The sequence below is a fragment of the Jiella soli genome (assembly GCF_020615385.1).
In the GTDB taxonomy this organism is placed as follows: domain Bacteria; phylum Pseudomonadota; class Alphaproteobacteria; order Rhizobiales; family Rhizobiaceae; genus VKMB-3413.
Map to the genome: position 1 here is coordinate 1 of NZ_JAJAVB010000001.1, position 16,149 is coordinate 16,149.

The following is a 16,149-nucleotide window of genomic DNA, read 5'->3' on the forward strand; positions in this document are numbered from 1 at the left end:
CGCAAAACAACGATCTCACCCCCGGCCCGCAAGGCGGCTCACGCCGTAGGAATACGGCGAAGCGAGGGATCGTCCAGCCAGTCCAGCGTGAAGAGAGTTCGTTCGATGCGTCCTACCTCGCGAAGGGCCAGGGCCAGCGCGTTCTGGCGCGGATAGGAGCCGAGCCTTCGCAAAAGGAGCGAGGCGGGCACAAGGCCCATGCGCACCGACGTTCCCGCGCGGAGCATGTCGTCCCGATGCCTGGTGATCAGCGGCTCGTCGATCCGGTTCCCGAAGAAGGGTTCGAGCGTCGGCCACCGGCTGGACGGGCCGAAGGCGTGAAGCTTTCGGTGGGAGAGGTTCGGGATGCGCGGGGCGAAGCGGAACCCGAGCAGATGGCAGAGTGCGAACACATGGTCGGAGACGCCGCCGCCGTCTGTGTGGTGGACGGTGATGTCGACCTCGCCCCCTAGAAGGCCGTCTCTTCGCTGAGCGCGCGCTTGCTTTCCGTGAGGATTTCTTTGCGATTACGACGCTTTTGCTCGCGGCGATCGGGTGGCAGGGCATCAGTCATGAATCACAGCTTAGTGCAAAACGGGAACACCAGCACCAAAAATCGGGAATCGCGGCCCCAAAAGCCGCGCAAATCCTCATCATGCCCTATGACTTTTTTGACCGCATTGGCGGCAGCTACCCTGACCAGGGCTTAATGGTGTGCCGGTATAGGGGTACAGCCCTATACCGCTAGGCGCCGTCCTGCGCTTTTAACTCAGCGACACTCGGATGCCGGCGGCTTTTGAGGACGTGTTCCACCCCTTCCATCAGCAGGTCATGCACCTTGCTGCGTTCGTGGAAGGCGATTTCCCGCAGCACGTCATGCACCGGCCGTGGCAGATAGGTGCTGGTCTTGATGACCTCTTTGTCCGCCTTGGCTTGCGGCGCTTCTGCGGCGGTCTGCGCGGGCTCCGGTTGGGGCGCTTCCTTCGCAATATTGAGGTCGACATCGGCAAACACGGATGGGCGTGGCTGCGCTGAGCGGCTCATGATGCGGTTCCTTTCGATTGTTTGGCGACCCAGCGCCACAGACGGCGAGCTTCGTCGGCAGCCTTGCCGTTCGGAGCGTACTCGGTGACCCCCTGCCCTACGGCATAGGCGTCCTGGTAGTCGGCACGCTGGATGATGATCGGTTCGGCCAGGCTGCCGATTGCGGCAAGACCCGCGGCCATTTCCGCCGCACGGGAGTTGTTCGGCTGCGGCGGGCACTGGTTGAGGACGAAGGCGAACGGAGTGCCGCCGCGCAGGATTGCCTGCACTGTCGGGCGCACGGCGTTCACGTCCAGCCGCGTCGGCCGCAGGGGGACGACGCAGAGCGTCGCGGCCTCCATGGCTTTGTGGGTGGCGGTGTTGTCAGCTCCGGCGGTGTCGAGAATGGCGACGCTGAATGATGAGGCCAGGCGGCGGACCATGGTTGGCAGCTGGGCGATCTTGTCGGCAGGGAATGCCTCCACGTGGGGCGCGTCGCCTGTCCTTGTCTCAGCCCAGGTCAGCAGAGAGCGCTGGGGATCGAGATCCAGCATGACAGCCGTTTCGCCGGCCTCCTGCGCGGCCACGGCCAACGCGGTGGCAAGCGTGGTCTTCCCCGCGCCGCCCTTCTGGGTGGTCAGTGTGATGATATGCATGATGCCTGTATAGCCCTGAACCGCCACACAGGCATACCGGCGAAGCGTTAAAGGGGCGTAACGGTGTGGCGGCGAAGCTGCACAACGGTGCAGCCCTATAAAGGTGTAGGGGTATGATGCCGTGCTGGTGTGAAGGTGGAGCGGTTCACCTGGAGGCCGCTATAGGGCTATACCCCTACGCCGCTAAACCCCCCTGCGGTTTTCCGTGCAGCGCTGACTCCACCAAGGCGGCAAGGGCGACTTCGTCGCCGGAGAAGCTGTCGATCATCGCGCCAATCACGGTTTGCGGCTCAAGGACGTCAGCATCGAGCGTAAAGCCGGCGTTTTCCGCGAGGAGCGTCAGGAAGGTCAGTTGCGTGCGGCCGTTGCCTTCGCGAAAGGGATGAACCGCATTGATTTCGGCCAGCACATGCGCCGCCTGCGCAGCGAAGGCTGCAGGCGCCAAGCCCATCAGATGATTTTCCGCGGCCAGATCCGAAAAGATGCGGATCATCACCCGGTCAATATATTCCGGATAGCAGAACCAGTTGCCGCCCTTGCCGATCCGGATGCGCCGCGGCTCGCCGGCCCAGGCATAGACGTCCTGGAACAGATGGTGATGGAGCGCACGGTAGTGCGCATAATCCAGCGCGCCGGGAGGAAACTCCTCGTCGGCCCGGATGAGGAACATTGACAGTTCGAACTCTGCCAGAGCCTCCGGGTCCTCGATGCCTGCCTTATTCCCCAGCACATCGGTGCCGGGATAGCACAGGGGATCGTTTTCAGAGGCGTAGACCACCGGATCAGCGGGTCTTGGCGAACTCCGCGCGGATCGCGGCTCGCCGCTCCTCGGGCGTGAGCCCCTGCTGATCGAAGGTCTTGAAGCGCGCGGCCATCTTCGGCGACAGGCGCAGGCCCTCGACGGCACTGATTTTCTCGGCACGGCTGCGGGTTAGCTTCGCGCCGCTGACGAGGATCTTGCCGGGAGGGGGAGGCGCTTTCTTCATGGCAGGATCTTATCACAGCTCGCACAAGCCCGGCAAAGACAACCTGTCACCGCCCTCCGGCTGTCAGTAAAGGCATCGGGGCATACCTTTATAGGGGTAGACGGGTACAGCCGCATGCATATCCACCGCCGCCCTGTCGCCCGCCTGGCTGGATTCCCTCGGAGCCGCCATCGCGGGGCAAGAGCCGCACGGGGTCAAGCTAGGGCGGCAAGCCCTGTAACCGTCAGGCGGCCGTAAGGCCGGGGCTTGCGGCGCTGGCGGCCCGTGCGAGCGTCGCCCTGTGATGGTGACTGCGAGGGATTCCCTTGGTGAGCCTGAGCACCCCTAAATCCCCGCCAGCGGCGGGGAAGGGAACCGCGACCGCTCACACCAGCATGCGCCGCATCGCGGTTTCGTAGTGCCGCGGGTCGAGCTCGATGCCGAGATAGGACCGGCCGACCGATTGCGCCGCGCGCAGCGTCGAGCCCGAGCCGCAGAACGGGTCCAGCACCAGCCCGCCGGCGGGGCAGAACGTTTCGATCTGCGCGGCGAGCAGCGTCACCGCCTTCTCGGTCGGATGCCGGCGGTTGCCGGTGTAGGCCCACGGGCAGACATCCGAGCCTGGCAGCCGGGGCAGGGGCGGGCGCCCCTTGGCCAGCAACACCGCCTGCTCGTGGCTGTGCTGCAGGTAGCGGCGGGAGGAGGCATAGCGCTTCGGGAACACCAGGTGCCCGACCGGCTGAAACCCCGCCCGTTTCCAGGCCAGGGCGAACTCGACCAGGTGGTGCCAGCCGTAGAAGCTGAGACAGAGGCTGTCGTCGCGCAGCACCCGGTGCATCGCCCGGTAGGCCGGCTCGAGCCAGTCCACCGTGCTGTCGCCGAGGAGGCGCGCGCCGTCGCGGGAGCGGTAGCGCACCACGTAGGGCGGATCGGTGAGGATGAAGTCCACCGAGCCCGCCGGCAGGGTGGCCATGACCTCCACGCAATCCCCGCGGAGTACGCTGCCGGTGGGCATCGTCTCTCCCGGTGCCCGCGCGGGGCAGGGGGTGGGGCTCATCGCCCCATCTCCTGGTCGGATTTGGCCTTGGCCTTGCGGATGATCAGGCGGCCGTCGATCGGCAGCGCGGTGAGGCGGATGTTGAAGCCTTCGCCGTCGTCGTGGAACCAGGCCGAGCCGACCTTGGTCCAGAAGGCGCGGTCGCCTTCGCCCTCGACCACATAGACCGTGTGGCTGGGGCTTGAGGATTTGCTCTTGGTTGTCATGGGGTGTTCTCCCGTTGGTTGTCCCGGCTGCGCCTGTCGCGGCCGGTCGGGGAGATCTTCGCCAACGGCCCCAGGACTGGCGGGCAAGGAGGCTCCGGCCGAGGGATCCCTCTGGCAGACGGTTGGATGCCTTGCCGGACGGGCCGCCGGTGGCATCACACCGACCGTCCTGGCCGTGACCGGCGTGGCCGGGACCACGGGAGACCCTGACAGCGCCTCGCCCTGGCAGCCACAGTCTTAACGATCGGCTTCCGTCGAGGTCTCGCCCGAATCTGCGGGTTCAGGTCATGGCTATCGGTGCGACATTCGCGTCTGATTTCTTGTGGGACCTGCCTCGCTCAGTCGCCCATAGCGCTCGTCGGTATCCCACAACCCCGGCTGTCCCCGCATCCATACCTCCCAATCCTGTCGAGGCTGATTGAATCACGAAAACTAGCGATTGGGGATGGTCTTCGAGGCCTCCACCTTGTATTTTGCGGCAAAAATACCTAATTTTACTAACGTTAGCCCTTTCATATTGCGTCATATATAAAAATACAGGGACTAAATGCCAAGACGGCATTTGTGCGCGTACCATGGCGCAAGAAGCAGCTCATAGTGGAACAGCGATAGAATATTCGCGCGCAAGAACTACGTTCAAGTGCGAATATGTAAAACCATTTATAAGTCAGGAGATATTAATGGCCTACATGCAGAAATATCCCTATATTATTGGTCCCCCCTTGGTGGACCCTTCTCCGCAGTTGCTCGCAATGTCGGATGCGGAGGAAAGTGTGTACGACACGTTCATGTCGCGTTCGCTCGGCCGATGGGATGGAGAAGGCGGCAACGTTCCAGCACCAAACACTGCGAAGACCCGGGTGAGATTCGGGGTCCTCATGCCTCCGTTGGCCGATGCGCTGCTACAGGAAGCAAAATCGTCTGACAATCGGGCACTCCCTTCTGCCCCCAAGCCGATTCCTCCTACTGATCAAGCGGCATCGAGTTGCGCGGTGAGCGAAGCCACCTAGGAGACGTTGTCCTATTTTCTCGCTGCGAGCCTTCTCAGCTCACTGCATCGCGTAATAGACCGACTGGAATGACGATCGGGATAGGGAATTCTATCGAAACTTATCGAACACTACTGAACGTCTACGACGATAGCCCTTGTGGCGAGGGGAATTAGGTGCGTACTCATCTTTGCCGTGCTTTTCGGTCGATCGATTATGCGATCTCGGAAGGGGGCGAGGCCGGAGTGCCTACCATGACGAAAAGAGAATATATCCAAAAGTTTAGGCCTGCTCATGCGGCGCTTCAGGCGGGGTTTTCGGTGGAGGAGGTAATATGGCTGCTATGCCTGCACGAACGAGTCTTCGGCACACTCGCCGCTATGTCATTCGAAAGCCGCCAGAAGTTGCTCTTTCGAACTGCTTTCGACGGTGTCCGGGGTATTGCACCGCAGCCATCTGAGACGGCTTTAGAGTGACCCACGGCCGCGGCCGCCTGATCACCGCCTCCATGAACGATCCAATTGACCCGCCCCGGTGCCTTGGCGCCGGGGTCGCTTCGCGAGCTCCGGATCGGTCTCGGCTTTACGATCGATGCCGTCTCGACCGCGACCGGACTCACGGCCCGGCGCCTCTGGAGCATTGAGGAGGGCGCCGCTCCGTCTCCAGAAGAGATGGAGTGGTTGGACCTGGTTTATGGAACGGCAAAGCCATAGCGGGTTACAATTCTTCATACTTCCAGATCTTATTTCTGAACCAAGAGCTGCAGCGTCTTCATGTCATGGAGCCAGAATGCCGGGCCGGGGGTCCAATCCTATCCTTTTGCCGATCGACGTGCCGGCGGACGATGAGGCCGCGCTGACGGCGGCTTTCTCAAAGAGGTTGTTCTTGCGCCGCAAATCCACCCTCGTTTTGGAGGGCAGGCCAAGCGACCAGCTTCTGGCCATCGTTGATGGCGTTGCCTACCGGGCGAAGATGACGGCGGATGGCGCGCGCCAGATCGTCGGGATCGTGTTCTCCGGCGGATTGTGCAATTTGCCGATCCTGTTCTTTGGTTCATCGGATCATTCGGTCGAGACCGTAATCGACTGCCAGGTCGCGAGTGCGGCGAAGGCTGATATCCTGGACCTGATGCAGGTGCGCCCGATGCTGGCGACAGCGTTTGCGGCACTTGCACTGGCGAATGCCGCCAGTGCCCGCAATTGGGTGCTGAACGTGGGCCGCCGCATGGCGCGCCAGCGGGTGGCGAGATTTCTTTGTGAGGTCATGCTCGCCTCGAGATTGCCGGGGTCGGTCGAGCGATGCTCGTTTCCGTTCACGCAGGAGATCATCGCCGACGCTACGGGCCTGTCGATCGTGCAGGTTAACCGCACGCTGCGGGAGCTGCGGGCTGAAGGCCAGATCACGCTCGAGAGCCGTGTTCTCACGATCCATGGCTGGGACCGCCTCTGCAGTGATTGCGAGTTTCCTTCCTCCTTGCTTCGGCGCCGCTAGAGCTTCTGGGAGGGGCTTTGCTCCTTGCCGGGCGGGTCGATGACGCGCGGAGGGATTCTCACGTGGAAGCCGCTCTGGCGAACCTGACGCCGGCATGAAGACGCTGGCCCAGAGAGCCTTCGTTTACCGGGTTCCGCTAAGCAGCTTGGCCACGCTCTTCGCCGGATCTGGAACGGGGATTGATAATGCTGTTTCAGCTGGCGCGGCTGTCGTCGGCCTCGAAAACCAGGCGTGTACAGAAGATGCGCCTGCCTTGCGTATCTCTGACCACAACCTGGAAACGCCGCTCGTTGCTCTCGGGTTGCTCACCCCGTACCATATCAGTCAGGGCCAGAATGGCGACATCTTTCGCGGTCTTCCCGTTTGGTAATGTGTATCCCTCGTCGTCGATCATACTGTGCTTTCCGTCATCTGTATCAAAATAGTATAGAGGCATGGCACGCTCCCAGCAGGACATTCCGATAATACGGATGGCTTGCGGAGGTTCATTCTCAGGTGCGCGGATCGTGAGAAGATTGCGTTGGCGGCTGATAGTTGAAACAGGACATGTGCATCCAGTTTCACTGTCCCCTTCCGCTACCGTGCACAAATCAAGGATTATGCACGTGATGCTTGCCCACCTTGGCGGGCAAGGAGGCTACGGGAGACCCTGACGGCGCAAGAGACCGACTGCCCGGCCTGCGGTCAGGGGACGAGGGGAATGGTGCTGCCTGACGGAAGGACCGGGGCGTCGGCTACGATCAGCCCGCGCAAGGCACTGAATCGAGCGAACTGCCCAGGTGGCCCTTCGGCTCCTCAAGGAGAGCCATCTCGCCCTCGTGGAGCAAGGTCTCGATCGCCCGACTAGCGGCGCGACGACGCGACGCGCGGGGAAAGCGGCAACAGCTGAAGCGCTGGCCGTCCGCTGCGGCAAAAGGATGCATCACGCTTTTGCGTCCGCCGAGCACCCGTAAGGGCAGCGGTCGTTTCGCGTCTGGGGAATATGTCTTCCAGATGTTGTTCGATCGACCACCACCACAAGAGGACGAAGATGCCGTCTGGATCGGATTGGTGGTGTGCGTCGTCGTGATCGTGGCGCTTGCCGTCATCTTTTTGGCCGCCTCATTCAGCTGATGGTCTACGACTACGACCAGAACCACGACGTCCGCGATGCGCTTCACCCGAGGCGGATTGGTGCGGATCTTCTCCACTACCGACCAGGCCCTGGCGTATTTCCGGAAGCATTGACCGTCAGGAGTGGGACGTGAAATCGGATTGCTAATTCTGTTCCAGGCAGGAACCTTCTGATTTAGCCGGGATTAAGGTCATTAGGTGGCAAAATTTTGTCTGGGAAGCGAGATATGGAATCCATGCAAGAACTCGCGAAAGTCATTACGAATCATGGTGTTCAATCGGATGTTCGCCGCAGTATGCAGAATGTTTCCAGCTTCCGAACGCCGCTCGGCTTGCCCGAGGATATGCGTTTGAAGCTTCAAGAGCTCGATAGGGCGTTCATCAAGTACACGGCTGAAAAGAGATGATGTGAGACCCGAGCATGATCTGCAGGTCCGCGCTTATTCATTATGAGACCCGTTTCCGGCATCGATAGCGAATGCGCCACTGAAAGATCTGGATGCGGTCCGTTTGGACGATATGGCAAAATCGCTGCTGACGATGAAAATAGCCGTTGGCGGCAGCCTGAACCCTCTCAATCTCCGGAAATCGCCGCCGGACTGCCCGATACGCCGTCCCGGCGCTCGGCGTTATCAGAAGCCGCTGCGAGGCCGGACTATCGAAGACCCAGTAGATACCGTAGGGGGTCTGCACGACGGTGGTGGTCGGCCCCAACGCTTTCGGCGCAGGCCGTAAATCGCGAGCGACGTCTACGTTTTCGCTCGCGCAGCCAGCCAGCAAGAGCAGCGCGCCGGCGATCGATGCGGTAATTCTCATGGATGCCCGGAAGCGCTCATGCATGACCGCTCCCATCGGTCGCGGTTGCGGGAGCGGGCAAATCCTCTTTGACCTCGACAGCAAGCAGCCCAAAGCCGAACATCAACGCTATGAAGATCAGGACGAAGAGCGCATTCCAGAGGACCACTTTGATTGTCATAGGCAGGTTTTCTGAGGCTATATCTGGTATGGGATCGCGCATCGACGTCATTGGATTGCGTTTAGGCGTCGCCGTCGTGTTCGTAACGGAGTTGCCAGCCGGCTGCACCTGATCGCAGATCGGGTTTTTCTTAAATTCATGTAAGGCGCGGGCTGGCGATCGCTGAATGGGACCAAGAGGAAGAGGAGTAGGAGATCGGACCTGAACGGCGGCTGAAGCCCTGCCCCGGGTTCATCGCGGGTGTCAGGGCCGCAATCCTGCCCGCAGCTGTGCCAGTCCTTGTGGGGAGCGGGGAGACGGCATCAAGCCGACCTTAAGCTTCGGCGCATAAGAGCGGGTTATGCGGGTGAAACGAACCATACGCCGTGCGCTGCTTTTGGCCGCGCTTTGCGTGTCTGCGGTGCATCTGACGGCGCAGGACGCCGGTGCGCGGACCACGCTTCCCCTTCCGCGCTTCGTCTCCCTGAAAGCCAGTGCGGCGAACGTCCGGCAAGGCCCAGGGCTAAGATATAATATCCTGTGGACCTACGTTCGCCGGGGAATCCCGGTCGAAATCTTTCAGGAGTTCGGCAACTGGCGCCGCATCCGGGGAAGCGACGGAAAAAGCGGCTGGATTTATGCAGCCCTTGTTTCGGGAAGGCGGACTGCGACGGTGGCACCGTGGGTTTCTGATCTGGCTCGGCTTCGGCCGTCACCCTCTCTTCAGAGTGCTCCTGTCGCGCATCTCGAGCCTGGGGTGCTTCTTCATGATCTGTCGTGCGACGGCACATGGTGCCGGGTATCGGTCCAGCATCCTGACGTCACCGGGTATGTCAGGCAATCCGCTCTATGGGGTGTTTATCCTGGCGAGACGCTCAATTGGTCGGAAGGGTGGAACTGGCTTTCCTTCCTTTAGGACCGACAGGACTGATCAGAGGTCGTCAGCGGTGACCTCTCACCCTTCCCGCCGGTGTGGTGCCAGATCCCAGGCAATGCTGTCGCGTCTATCGGCTGCAAGATCCATGTCCAGGATGCGGGTCTCTCCCTGCCGGACCTGGGCGCTCATCAAAGGAGAGCGCATCAGGGCCAGGCTGGTGGCGGCCAGAAGAGTGAAGGCAGCGGCGAGCAAGACCCAATCCGATCGCCGGCGCGGCTTGTATCGGGCAGAAAAATCGTCGCCTCGAGGGCCCCGCGGCCTCTTGGGGAAGATCGGCATGGTATCCTTCCAGTCCTTGGATGAGGAGATGGAAATAGCGGGAATCGGCCCGCCTGCCACCGCCATTTCCCTATTTGCGTTGATGCTGCCGGCATGTTGCGTGACCGCGATACGTCTGACGGCGAACGTCGCGCCAGCCTCATCCAAGGCTAGATAGGAGCATGAAACTCATCTTCTTCGCGACGCCCAATTATGTTTGGAGGGCCGTCGATTGAAGGCGATCAACGGGAATAAACAGCGCATAAATTGTTTATGCGATGGAATATGTTTCCACAGCGACGACTCTGATAGGAGGCGGGAAGCCAGTCAGGCTGCCTGCTGAACTGATGCTTGAGCCACAACGCTGTCGTCCCGCTTCCAATTCACGCTGTTCGTCAATGGCCTGTTCCTGATCGGCCTCGCCGCCTCAATGCTGGTGCCGGCCCTTGTCGACTTCGGCACTAACAACCGCGACGCCGAGAACTTCGTGATCTGCGCCCTTCTCGTCGGGGGCACGGGCAGCCTCCTCGCGGCGGCCTTCCGGCAGGAGCGCACGGGCACGCTCGACCGCCGCACCGGCTATCTGATCACGCTCACGGCCTGGCTGTCGGTCAGCTTCTTCGGTTCGCTGCCGCTCGCGGTCTCCTCGCTGAACATCTCGATGACCGACGCCCTGTTCGAGACCGTGTCCGGCCTCACCACGACCGGGGCGACCGTGCTTTCCGGCCTCGACACGATGGCGCCAGGCCTTCTCCTCTGGCGCTCGCTCCTCCAGTGGATCGGCGGCATCGGCATCGTCGTCATGGCGCTCGCCATGCTGCCGCTTCTTCATGTCGGCGGCATGCAGCTCTTCCTGTCGGAATCCTCCGACGTCTCCGGCAAGACCTTTCCGCGCGTCGGGCAGTTCGCGCGGGCGATCGGCGCGGTCTATGTCGGGCTGACGCTCGCCTGCACGGCCGGGCTGATGGTCGCCGGCATGGGCGCGTTCGATGCTGTCAATCACGCCATGGCGGCGATCGCCACCGGCGGCTTCTCGACCAAGGACGCCTCGGTCGGCTTCTACAATTCGGTCGGGATCGAAGTGGTGCTGATCGTCTTCATGACCGCCGGCGCGCTGCCGCTCGTCTTCTATGCGAGTTTCCTAATGCGCGGTGGCCGGGCGCTCCTGGAGGATGAGCAGATTTTTGGCTTCCTGAAGATCCTTGCCGTCGCCATCGCTGCCGCGACCGTCTGGAACATCTCGCAGGGGATGGAGCCCTTCCTCGCCCTCCGGGTCTCGGCCTTCAACGTCACCTCAATTCTGACCGACACAGGCTTTGCCACGACCGACTTCTCGACCTGGGGCAGCTTCGCGATCGGGCTGTTCTTCGTCCTCTATTTCATCGGCGGCTGCGCCGGCTCGACCGCCGGGGCGATCAAGATCTTCCGCTGGCAGATCCTGTTCGTCAGCGCGCTCCGGCATCTCAAGACGACGCTCTCGCCGAGCCGGATCCTGGTGCTGCGCTACCAGCAGAAGCAGATCGACGACCCGACGATCGCCGCCGTGCGCAACTTCTTCTTCATGTATCTCATCACCTTCGTCGTCCTGTCGCTCGCCGCGATGGCGACCGGCCTCGACTTTCTGTCCTCGACCTCGGGGGTGGCGCAGGGCATGGCCAATGCCGGGCCGGGGCTCGGCCCGGTGGTCGGCCCGGCGACGAATTTCGGCCACATGCCGGAGGCCGCCAAATGGGTGGTGATGGCGGCGATGCTGCTCGGGCGGCTGGAACTCGCCACCGTCTATGTCGTGCTCCTCCCGGACTTCTGGCAGGCGTCAGACCGACGCGGGCGGATCGGAAAGATGGAGCGGAGAGAATAGCGGAGGGCCCCAAAGGCGAGCCGCGACCAGCCCACCGCAAAATCGGACAGTGAAAGCAAGTGCCGGCTCTGGTTTGCCTCCCAAAGTTTGATCGGGAGCTGGCGTCTGAGTCTGACCGCAGATCCATCCTTAACCCGATCTTTGGCTAAGGTGCGCAGGTTGCGCCCTGCACGCTGATCGACGGATCTGCTGTTCCTTTACGCGGAGATGCCATTGTCCCCCGCCGTGCGCCAGCAGCAAAAATCGCCTCTCTTCCCGCCGTCGACCCGCCCTCTGCACCCTGGATTGGACTGGCCCTGCTTGGTCGATGCGCTCTGGTCGTCACGGCTTGCGATGCTGCTTGCGGTCATCCTGGGCACCTCCCTGGCCTTGCTCATGACGCTTTCGATGCCGACGCGCTACACCGCGACCAGTCAGGTGTTCGTGGACCCGCGCGACATCATGGTTGTGCAGAACGAAGTGGCGCCGAACGGCTTGCCGAGCGAGGCAACACTCGCGCCCATCGAGAGCAAGATTCCGGGGATCTATTCTACCGGCCTCCTGTCGCGGGTAATTGATGCCGAGAAGCTGCTGGACGATCCGGAGTTTAACGGCACCGGTAACGCGCTGCCTTCGCCGCTGACCTCCTTCCTCGACTTGTTCCGCGGTGACGCCGAGCAGCAGCCCTTCCTCGTGGCGCTTTCGAATCTGCGCGAGAAAATGCAGGTTGACCGCCTGGCGAAGAGCTTCGTCCTCGAGATCGCACTCACCACGCGCAACCCGGACAAATCTGCCAGACTTGCCAACGCTATCGCCCGAACTTTCATCGAGCGGCTCGGCCGCACGCAAGCCGGCATGGCGGCGCGCGCAAGCGACGCTTTAGCATCCCGGGTGCCGGGATTGCGACGCGCTGTCTTGAACGCCGAACAGGCGGTCGAAGCATATAAAGCGCAGAACCGGCTGGTCGGGTTCGACGGTAACCTTCCCGACGCATCCTACCTGACCGAGGTGAACAAGCGGCTCGCGCGAGGACGCGCCGAGGCTACCGAGCTAAAGGCCGAGGTCGAACAGACGGTCACCGCCCTTGCCGGCGCCGCAGTCAGATGGACGCTTCCCGAGGAACTGACTTCCCGCACGCTCATCGGGCTACGCTCGTTCTATTTCGAGCTGTCGCAGCGGGCAGCCGGGCTCGCATCCACACTCGGCCCGCGTCATCCTCAACATGCGGCCAGCAGGCGCGCTTTGGCTTCGGTCCGACAATCGATTCAGGCGGAGCGGAAGCGGATTGTCTCGGCAACGCGGACGCAGCTGGCGCGGGCCGAGGCGACCAACGCCGCGCTTGCCGATCGTCTCGAAACTTTGAAGCGGAAGCGATTCTTGACCCGCCAATTCTTCACCAGGCTGCGTGAACTCAAACGCGAGGTGAGCGCGTTACGCGCTGTGTACCAGGCATTCCTGTTGCGCGCCCGCGAGGTCGACGAGCAGGCGCGGCTGAACCTGACGAATGCAAGGATCCTTAGAAAAGCGACGCCACCACTGGAGCCGTCCAGCCTCTCACCTTTGGCAATGGCCCTGCTTGGCTCATTCGCTGGGCTCCTTACCGGGTTCTCGCTCACCCCTTTGGTAAAGTTCCCGAGGGCGATGCGGTACCGCGCGGGACGCGCTAGCCAGTAGCCGATGGCGGTTCACCGGGCTGCCTGGGGCGAAGACCTTCAGCTGCGCCCACTGCGGATCGATCCGCGGAACACAAGCCGCCGATGTGTTAGGTGTGCCCGGAACGTTAGAAGGAACATCATGCTCTGTCGAACTATCATCATTCTCGCACTGGCTGCCCTTTCGAGCTGTTCGCTGGCGCAGGCTCCAGAGGACCGAACGGGCCAACTTGCGCAGCTTGACCAATACGCCAGTCAGCGGCTGGCCGGCTCCGGACCGAATGACGGACGCATTGCGTCGGCGATGAAGGCGTCTGCGGAATCCGAGGCAACGACACCGACCAGAGCGACAACCACTGCGCCCGCGAAGCAGCGGGCCCCGATCGGGCAGAGCCTTTCCGGCCGTGCAGAGAACGCAAGGTTAGTGCCTCAGGTGACGCCTCTCACAGCGCAAGCGCTGGAAGCGCGATACCGTTACGATCAGACGGGCAAGCTGACCCTGCGCTTGACTCCCAAGGTTCCGATCATCGACATCGGATCCATTCGCGAGGCCATGAAGGATGCACCCCTGGGCAACAGCCCGTCACCTTCGGGGGGGCTTCGTCCAGCTTTTGATTCCGCTTCAGGCTAGGGAGCGGGGCGTGATGGGATCACGCCGCTCAGATGAGCCTCGCTGAAACCGAGCTCATCGTCTCTCTACGATCCCAGAGACCTCTCACTCCTCATATCCGGCTTCGGCTGCGAATGAGGCTGGCGACCGTCGTGATCGCGAGAATGCCGACGATGACGCCGAGCGACAGCGGCGTGGAGATGTGCGGCAGACCGCTGAATGGCTGACCGTCATTGAGAAACGGCAGGGTGTTGGATTCCAGGGCGTGCAGGATCAGCTTGATGCCGATGAAGCCGAGGACCAGGGCAAGACCGAAGCCGAGATAGACTAGGCGGTCGAGAAGTCCTCCGAGCAGGAAGTAGAGCTGGAGCAGGCCGAGCAGGGCGAAGGCATTGGCCGTAAAGACGATGTAGGGCACATCGGTAAGGCCGTAGATGGCGGGAATGGAATCGAGCGCAAAGAGGAGGTCGGTGATGCCGAGCGCTCCGATGACCACGACCATCGGCGTGAAGTAGCGCGTGCCGTCCTTTTTCACCGTCAGGGCGTTGCCATGAAACTCGGACGTGGTGCGCAACCGCCGCTGCAGCCAGGTCACCAGGAAATTCGGTTCATACTCCTCGTCGACGGACTTGCCCTTCGAAAAGCTCTCTACCGCGAGGTGGCCGGCGGTGTAGAGCAGAAACAGGCCAAAAAGGTAGAAGACCCAGGAGAACCTCTCGATCGCGGCCGCGCCGAGCGCGATGAAAATCCCGCGCATGATCAGCGCGAGGACGATGCCGATCAATAGCGCCTTCTGCTGGTCGGCACGCGGGACCTGAAATGTCTTCATCAGGATGACGAAGACGAAGAGGTTATCGACCGAGAGGCTCTTCTCGGTGATGTAGCCGGCGAAAAACTCGATGCCGTGGGCATGGTCCCAGAGCAGCCACAGGACTGCGCCGAAGAGGATGGAGATCCCGACATAGACGGCCGACCAGAAGCCGGCTTCCTTCAAACTCGGCTCATGCGGCTTGTGCACATGGGTCAGGAAATCGAAGACGAAGAGGCCCGCAATCCCGCCGATCGTTGCAAACCAGACCCAAAGCGGCGTCGCAGCATCCGCAGGGCTCCCCGAACTTAGATCCACCAATCGGTTCTCCACTCTCGTCAAGCCGAGGGTCCGGCCGTCGCGCTGCGGCCGAGGCGCCGACCAGGATCGCGGGAGACGGAGCGCTCCGACGGGGAAAAGTCACGCAGCAAGGGGGGCTGCAGCGCTTAGACCTCTTCGGCTTCTACACGCCCGTCGCTGTGCTGCAAGTCATGCGGCGTGCCTTGACAGCCGCCGCTCTTGGCGTTGCAGGTATGGTTCCACACCCAGGGTTGGCGATCTGGATGCGGCATCAAAGCTGGTCCGAGCCCCTTGAAGGAGGACGGGGCATGAAGGACGCGGAAGGTGATCAGGAGGACCGGGTTCGATATCGCGAGCTCCTCGAAGAGCTTCGAACCATCATCCCCGGCGCCCAGGTGCTGTTCGCTTTCCTCTTGTCGGTGCCGTTCTCGAGCCACTTCGACGAGATCGACACGCTCGGACGGGCGGTCTTCCTGGTTTCCCTCGTCGCGATCGCGCTGGCGACGGTCCTGTTCCTTTCTCCCGCCGCTCATCATCGTCTCGCCGATTATAAGGATCGTCAGGAGCGGTTGCAGTTCGGTGTCCGAACCGCGCTCTGCGGCATGTTCCTCGTCGCGCTGGCGATGAGCTGCGCCATGTTCGTCGTTGTCAGGTTTCTGTTCGACAGCCTTGCGATTGGCATCGGAGGAGCCGTCGCCGTCGCAGCGGCGGCCTCCGGCCTCTGGCTGTTGCTTCCCATGACGAGATGATCCCGGCAGCCCTGCTCAACAGATAGCATAATTGCGCTACAGGCGTGTAACACCAAAGCGATATTGAGACTATCTTTCCAAATTGTAATGTTCCTGGGTAACATTAACTAATGTTCTTGGCCCGGATTGTTGGGGAACGTGCCGATGGTTGTCCAGTTGACCTACTGAGTGCCGGTCGTGAGGGCCGGCGCGATCATCAGAACTGGAGACACCACATGACGAACAGGATTTCCACGCTCGCCGGCGCCTCCGCCATTCTCCTTTCGCTCGCTGCCGTTCCCGCGGTCGCCCAGGACAATGCGACGCCGAAGATGAACGACGTCAAGAGCTGGGACGCCGACGCCAACGGCTCGGTCTCGCAGGACGAATTTAACGCTGGCTTCGACCAGAACGGCGCCTACAAGGCCTGGGACAAGGACGGCGACGGCGCGCTGAGCCAGGAAGAATTCGATACCGGCGTCTTCGGCGCTTACGACCGTGACAATAGCGGTACGATCGAAGAGCCCGAATTCGGTGACGTTGGCGATGACATCGGCGACGGCGGCTTCTGGGACGTCTGATCCC

18 protein-coding genes and 1 pseudogene are annotated in these 16,149 nt (G+C 61.9%); 6 read left to right on the top strand and 13 right to left on the bottom strand.

The window, feature by feature from the left end; genetic code table 11:
• Nucleotides 1-44: 44 nt before the first annotated feature.
• The 7 genes and pseudogenes from LH400_RS00005 to LH400_RS00035 form a co-directional block, all read right to left on the bottom strand.
• Nucleotides 45-461, bottom strand: a pseudogene (locus tag LH400_RS00005) (Tn3 family transposase); the annotation flags it as partial.
• 262 nt (nucleotides 462-723) lie between these two features.
• Nucleotides 724-1,023: a hypothetical protein gene (locus LH400_RS00010; protein WP_229150603.1), complete on the bottom strand. Its 300-nt coding sequence runs from the start codon at nucleotides 1,021-1,023 to the stop codon at nucleotides 724-726.
• Nucleotides 1,020-1,658 carry a nucleotide-binding protein gene (locus LH400_RS00015; RefSeq protein WP_229150604.1) on the bottom strand — a complete coding sequence of 213 codons (639 nt, stop codon included), beginning with the start codon at nucleotides 1,656-1,658 and terminating at the stop codon, nucleotides 1,020-1,022. Before LH400_RS00015 ends, LH400_RS00010 begins: the two co-directional genes overlap by 4 nt.
• A gap of 175 nt (nucleotides 1,659-1,833) precedes the next feature.
• On the bottom strand, nucleotides 1,834-2,436 hold the full coding sequence (locus LH400_RS00020; protein ID WP_229150605.1) for a Fic/DOC family protein: 603 nt from the start codon (nucleotides 2,434-2,436) through the stop codon (nucleotides 1,834-1,836).
• Between the two features lie 4 nt (nucleotides 2,437-2,440).
• Complete coding sequence (locus LH400_RS00025; RefSeq protein WP_229150606.1) at nucleotides 2,441-2,644, bottom strand: hypothetical protein; 204 nt, start codon at nucleotides 2,642-2,644, stop codon at nucleotides 2,441-2,443.
• 364 nt (nucleotides 2,645-3,008) lie between these two features.
• Nucleotides 3,009-3,680 (bottom strand): DNA methyltransferase, encoded by a 672-nt coding sequence (locus LH400_RS00030; protein WP_370638291.1) that lies wholly within the window; start codon nucleotides 3,678-3,680, stop codon nucleotides 3,009-3,011.
• A complete protein-coding gene (locus tag LH400_RS00035; protein WP_229150608.1) occupies nucleotides 3,677-3,886 on the bottom strand; it encodes a hypothetical protein in 210 nt (69 codons plus the stop codon). Before LH400_RS00035 ends, LH400_RS00030 begins: the two co-directional genes overlap by 4 nt.
• Nucleotides 3,887-5,664: 1,778 nt before the next feature.
• Between LH400_RS00035 and LH400_RS00040 the strand changes: the two genes are divergently transcribed.
• Entirely contained in the window at nucleotides 5,665-6,366 is a 702-nt protein-coding gene (locus tag LH400_RS00040) for a Crp/Fnr family transcriptional regulator (protein WP_229150609.1), read from the top strand.
• Between the two features lie 193 nt (nucleotides 6,367-6,559).
• Here LH400_RS00040 and LH400_RS00045 read toward each other — a convergent pair whose 3' ends face one another.
• The 4 genes from LH400_RS00045 to LH400_RS00060 all read right to left on the bottom strand — a co-directional run bounded on the left by LH400_RS00045 (nucleotide 6,560) and on the right by LH400_RS00060 (nucleotide 8,506).
• Nucleotides 6,560-6,823, bottom strand: a complete 264-nt coding sequence (locus LH400_RS00045) for a DUF6894 family protein (RefSeq protein ID WP_491014606.1) — start codon at nucleotides 6,821-6,823, stop codon at nucleotides 6,560-6,562.
• A 283-nt stretch (nucleotides 6,824-7,106) separates the two neighbouring features.
• A complete protein-coding gene (locus LH400_RS00050; protein ID WP_229150611.1) occupies nucleotides 7,107-7,556 on the bottom strand; it encodes a hypothetical protein in 450 nt (149 codons plus the stop codon).
• A gap of 370 nt (nucleotides 7,557-7,926) precedes the next feature.
• On the bottom strand, nucleotides 7,927-8,319 hold the full coding sequence (locus tag LH400_RS00055) for a hypothetical protein (protein WP_229150612.1): 393 nt from the start codon (nucleotides 8,317-8,319) through the stop codon (nucleotides 7,927-7,929).
• Nucleotides 8,312-8,506 (bottom strand): hypothetical protein, encoded by a 195-nt coding sequence (locus LH400_RS00060; protein WP_229150613.1) that lies wholly within the window; start codon nucleotides 8,504-8,506, stop codon nucleotides 8,312-8,314. The genes LH400_RS00055 and LH400_RS00060 overlap by 8 nt, the downstream gene beginning before the upstream one ends.
• A gap of 289 nt (nucleotides 8,507-8,795) precedes the next feature.
• On the opposite strand from LH400_RS00060, the gene LH400_RS26200 reads away from it, so the two are divergent.
• Complete coding sequence (locus tag LH400_RS26200) at nucleotides 8,796-9,350, top strand: SH3 domain-containing protein (protein ID WP_370638292.1); 555 nt, start codon at nucleotides 8,796-8,798, stop codon at nucleotides 9,348-9,350.
• A gap of 39 nt (nucleotides 9,351-9,389) precedes the next feature.
• Here the strand turns inward: LH400_RS26200 and LH400_RS00065 are convergent, their stop codons facing one another.
• Nucleotides 9,390-9,797, bottom strand: a complete 408-nt coding sequence (locus tag LH400_RS00065; RefSeq protein ID WP_229150614.1) for a hypothetical protein — start codon at nucleotides 9,795-9,797, stop codon at nucleotides 9,390-9,392.
• Nucleotides 9,798-10,059: 262 nt separating this feature from the next.
• Here LH400_RS00065 and LH400_RS00070 point away from each other — a divergent pair, with 262 nt between their 5' ends.
• Nucleotides 10,060-11,487, top strand: coding sequence for a TrkH family potassium uptake protein (locus tag LH400_RS00070; RefSeq protein WP_229150615.1), 1,428 nt, complete (start codon nucleotides 10,060-10,062; stop codon nucleotides 11,485-11,487).
• 300 nt (nucleotides 11,488-11,787) lie between these two features.
• On the top strand, nucleotides 11,788-13,140 hold the full coding sequence (locus LH400_RS00075) for a GumC family protein (RefSeq protein WP_229150616.1): 1,353 nt from the start codon (nucleotides 11,788-11,790) through the stop codon (nucleotides 13,138-13,140).
• 700 nt (nucleotides 13,141-13,840) lie between these two features.
• On the opposite strand, the gene LH400_RS00080 is transcribed toward LH400_RS00075, so the two are convergent.
• Nucleotides 13,841-14,854, bottom strand: a complete 1,014-nt coding sequence (locus tag LH400_RS00080; RefSeq protein ID WP_229150617.1) for a TerC/Alx family metal homeostasis membrane protein — start codon at nucleotides 14,852-14,854, stop codon at nucleotides 13,841-13,843.
• A 290-nt stretch (nucleotides 14,855-15,144) separates the two neighbouring features.
• On the opposite strand from LH400_RS00080, the gene LH400_RS00085 reads away from it, so the two are divergent.
• Both LH400_RS00085 and LH400_RS00090 read left to right on the top strand, forming a co-directional pair.
• The gene (locus LH400_RS00085; RefSeq protein WP_229150618.1) at nucleotides 15,145-15,585 is read left to right on the top strand and encodes a DUF6328 family protein; all 441 of its coding nucleotides are present in this window, start codon (nucleotides 15,145-15,147) and stop codon (nucleotides 15,583-15,585) included.
• A gap of 215 nt (nucleotides 15,586-15,800) precedes the next feature.
• A complete protein-coding gene (locus tag LH400_RS00090; protein WP_229150619.1) occupies nucleotides 15,801-16,145 on the top strand; it encodes an EF-hand domain-containing protein in 345 nt (114 codons plus the stop codon).
• The last annotated feature ends 4 nt before the right edge of the window (nucleotides 16,146-16,149 follow it).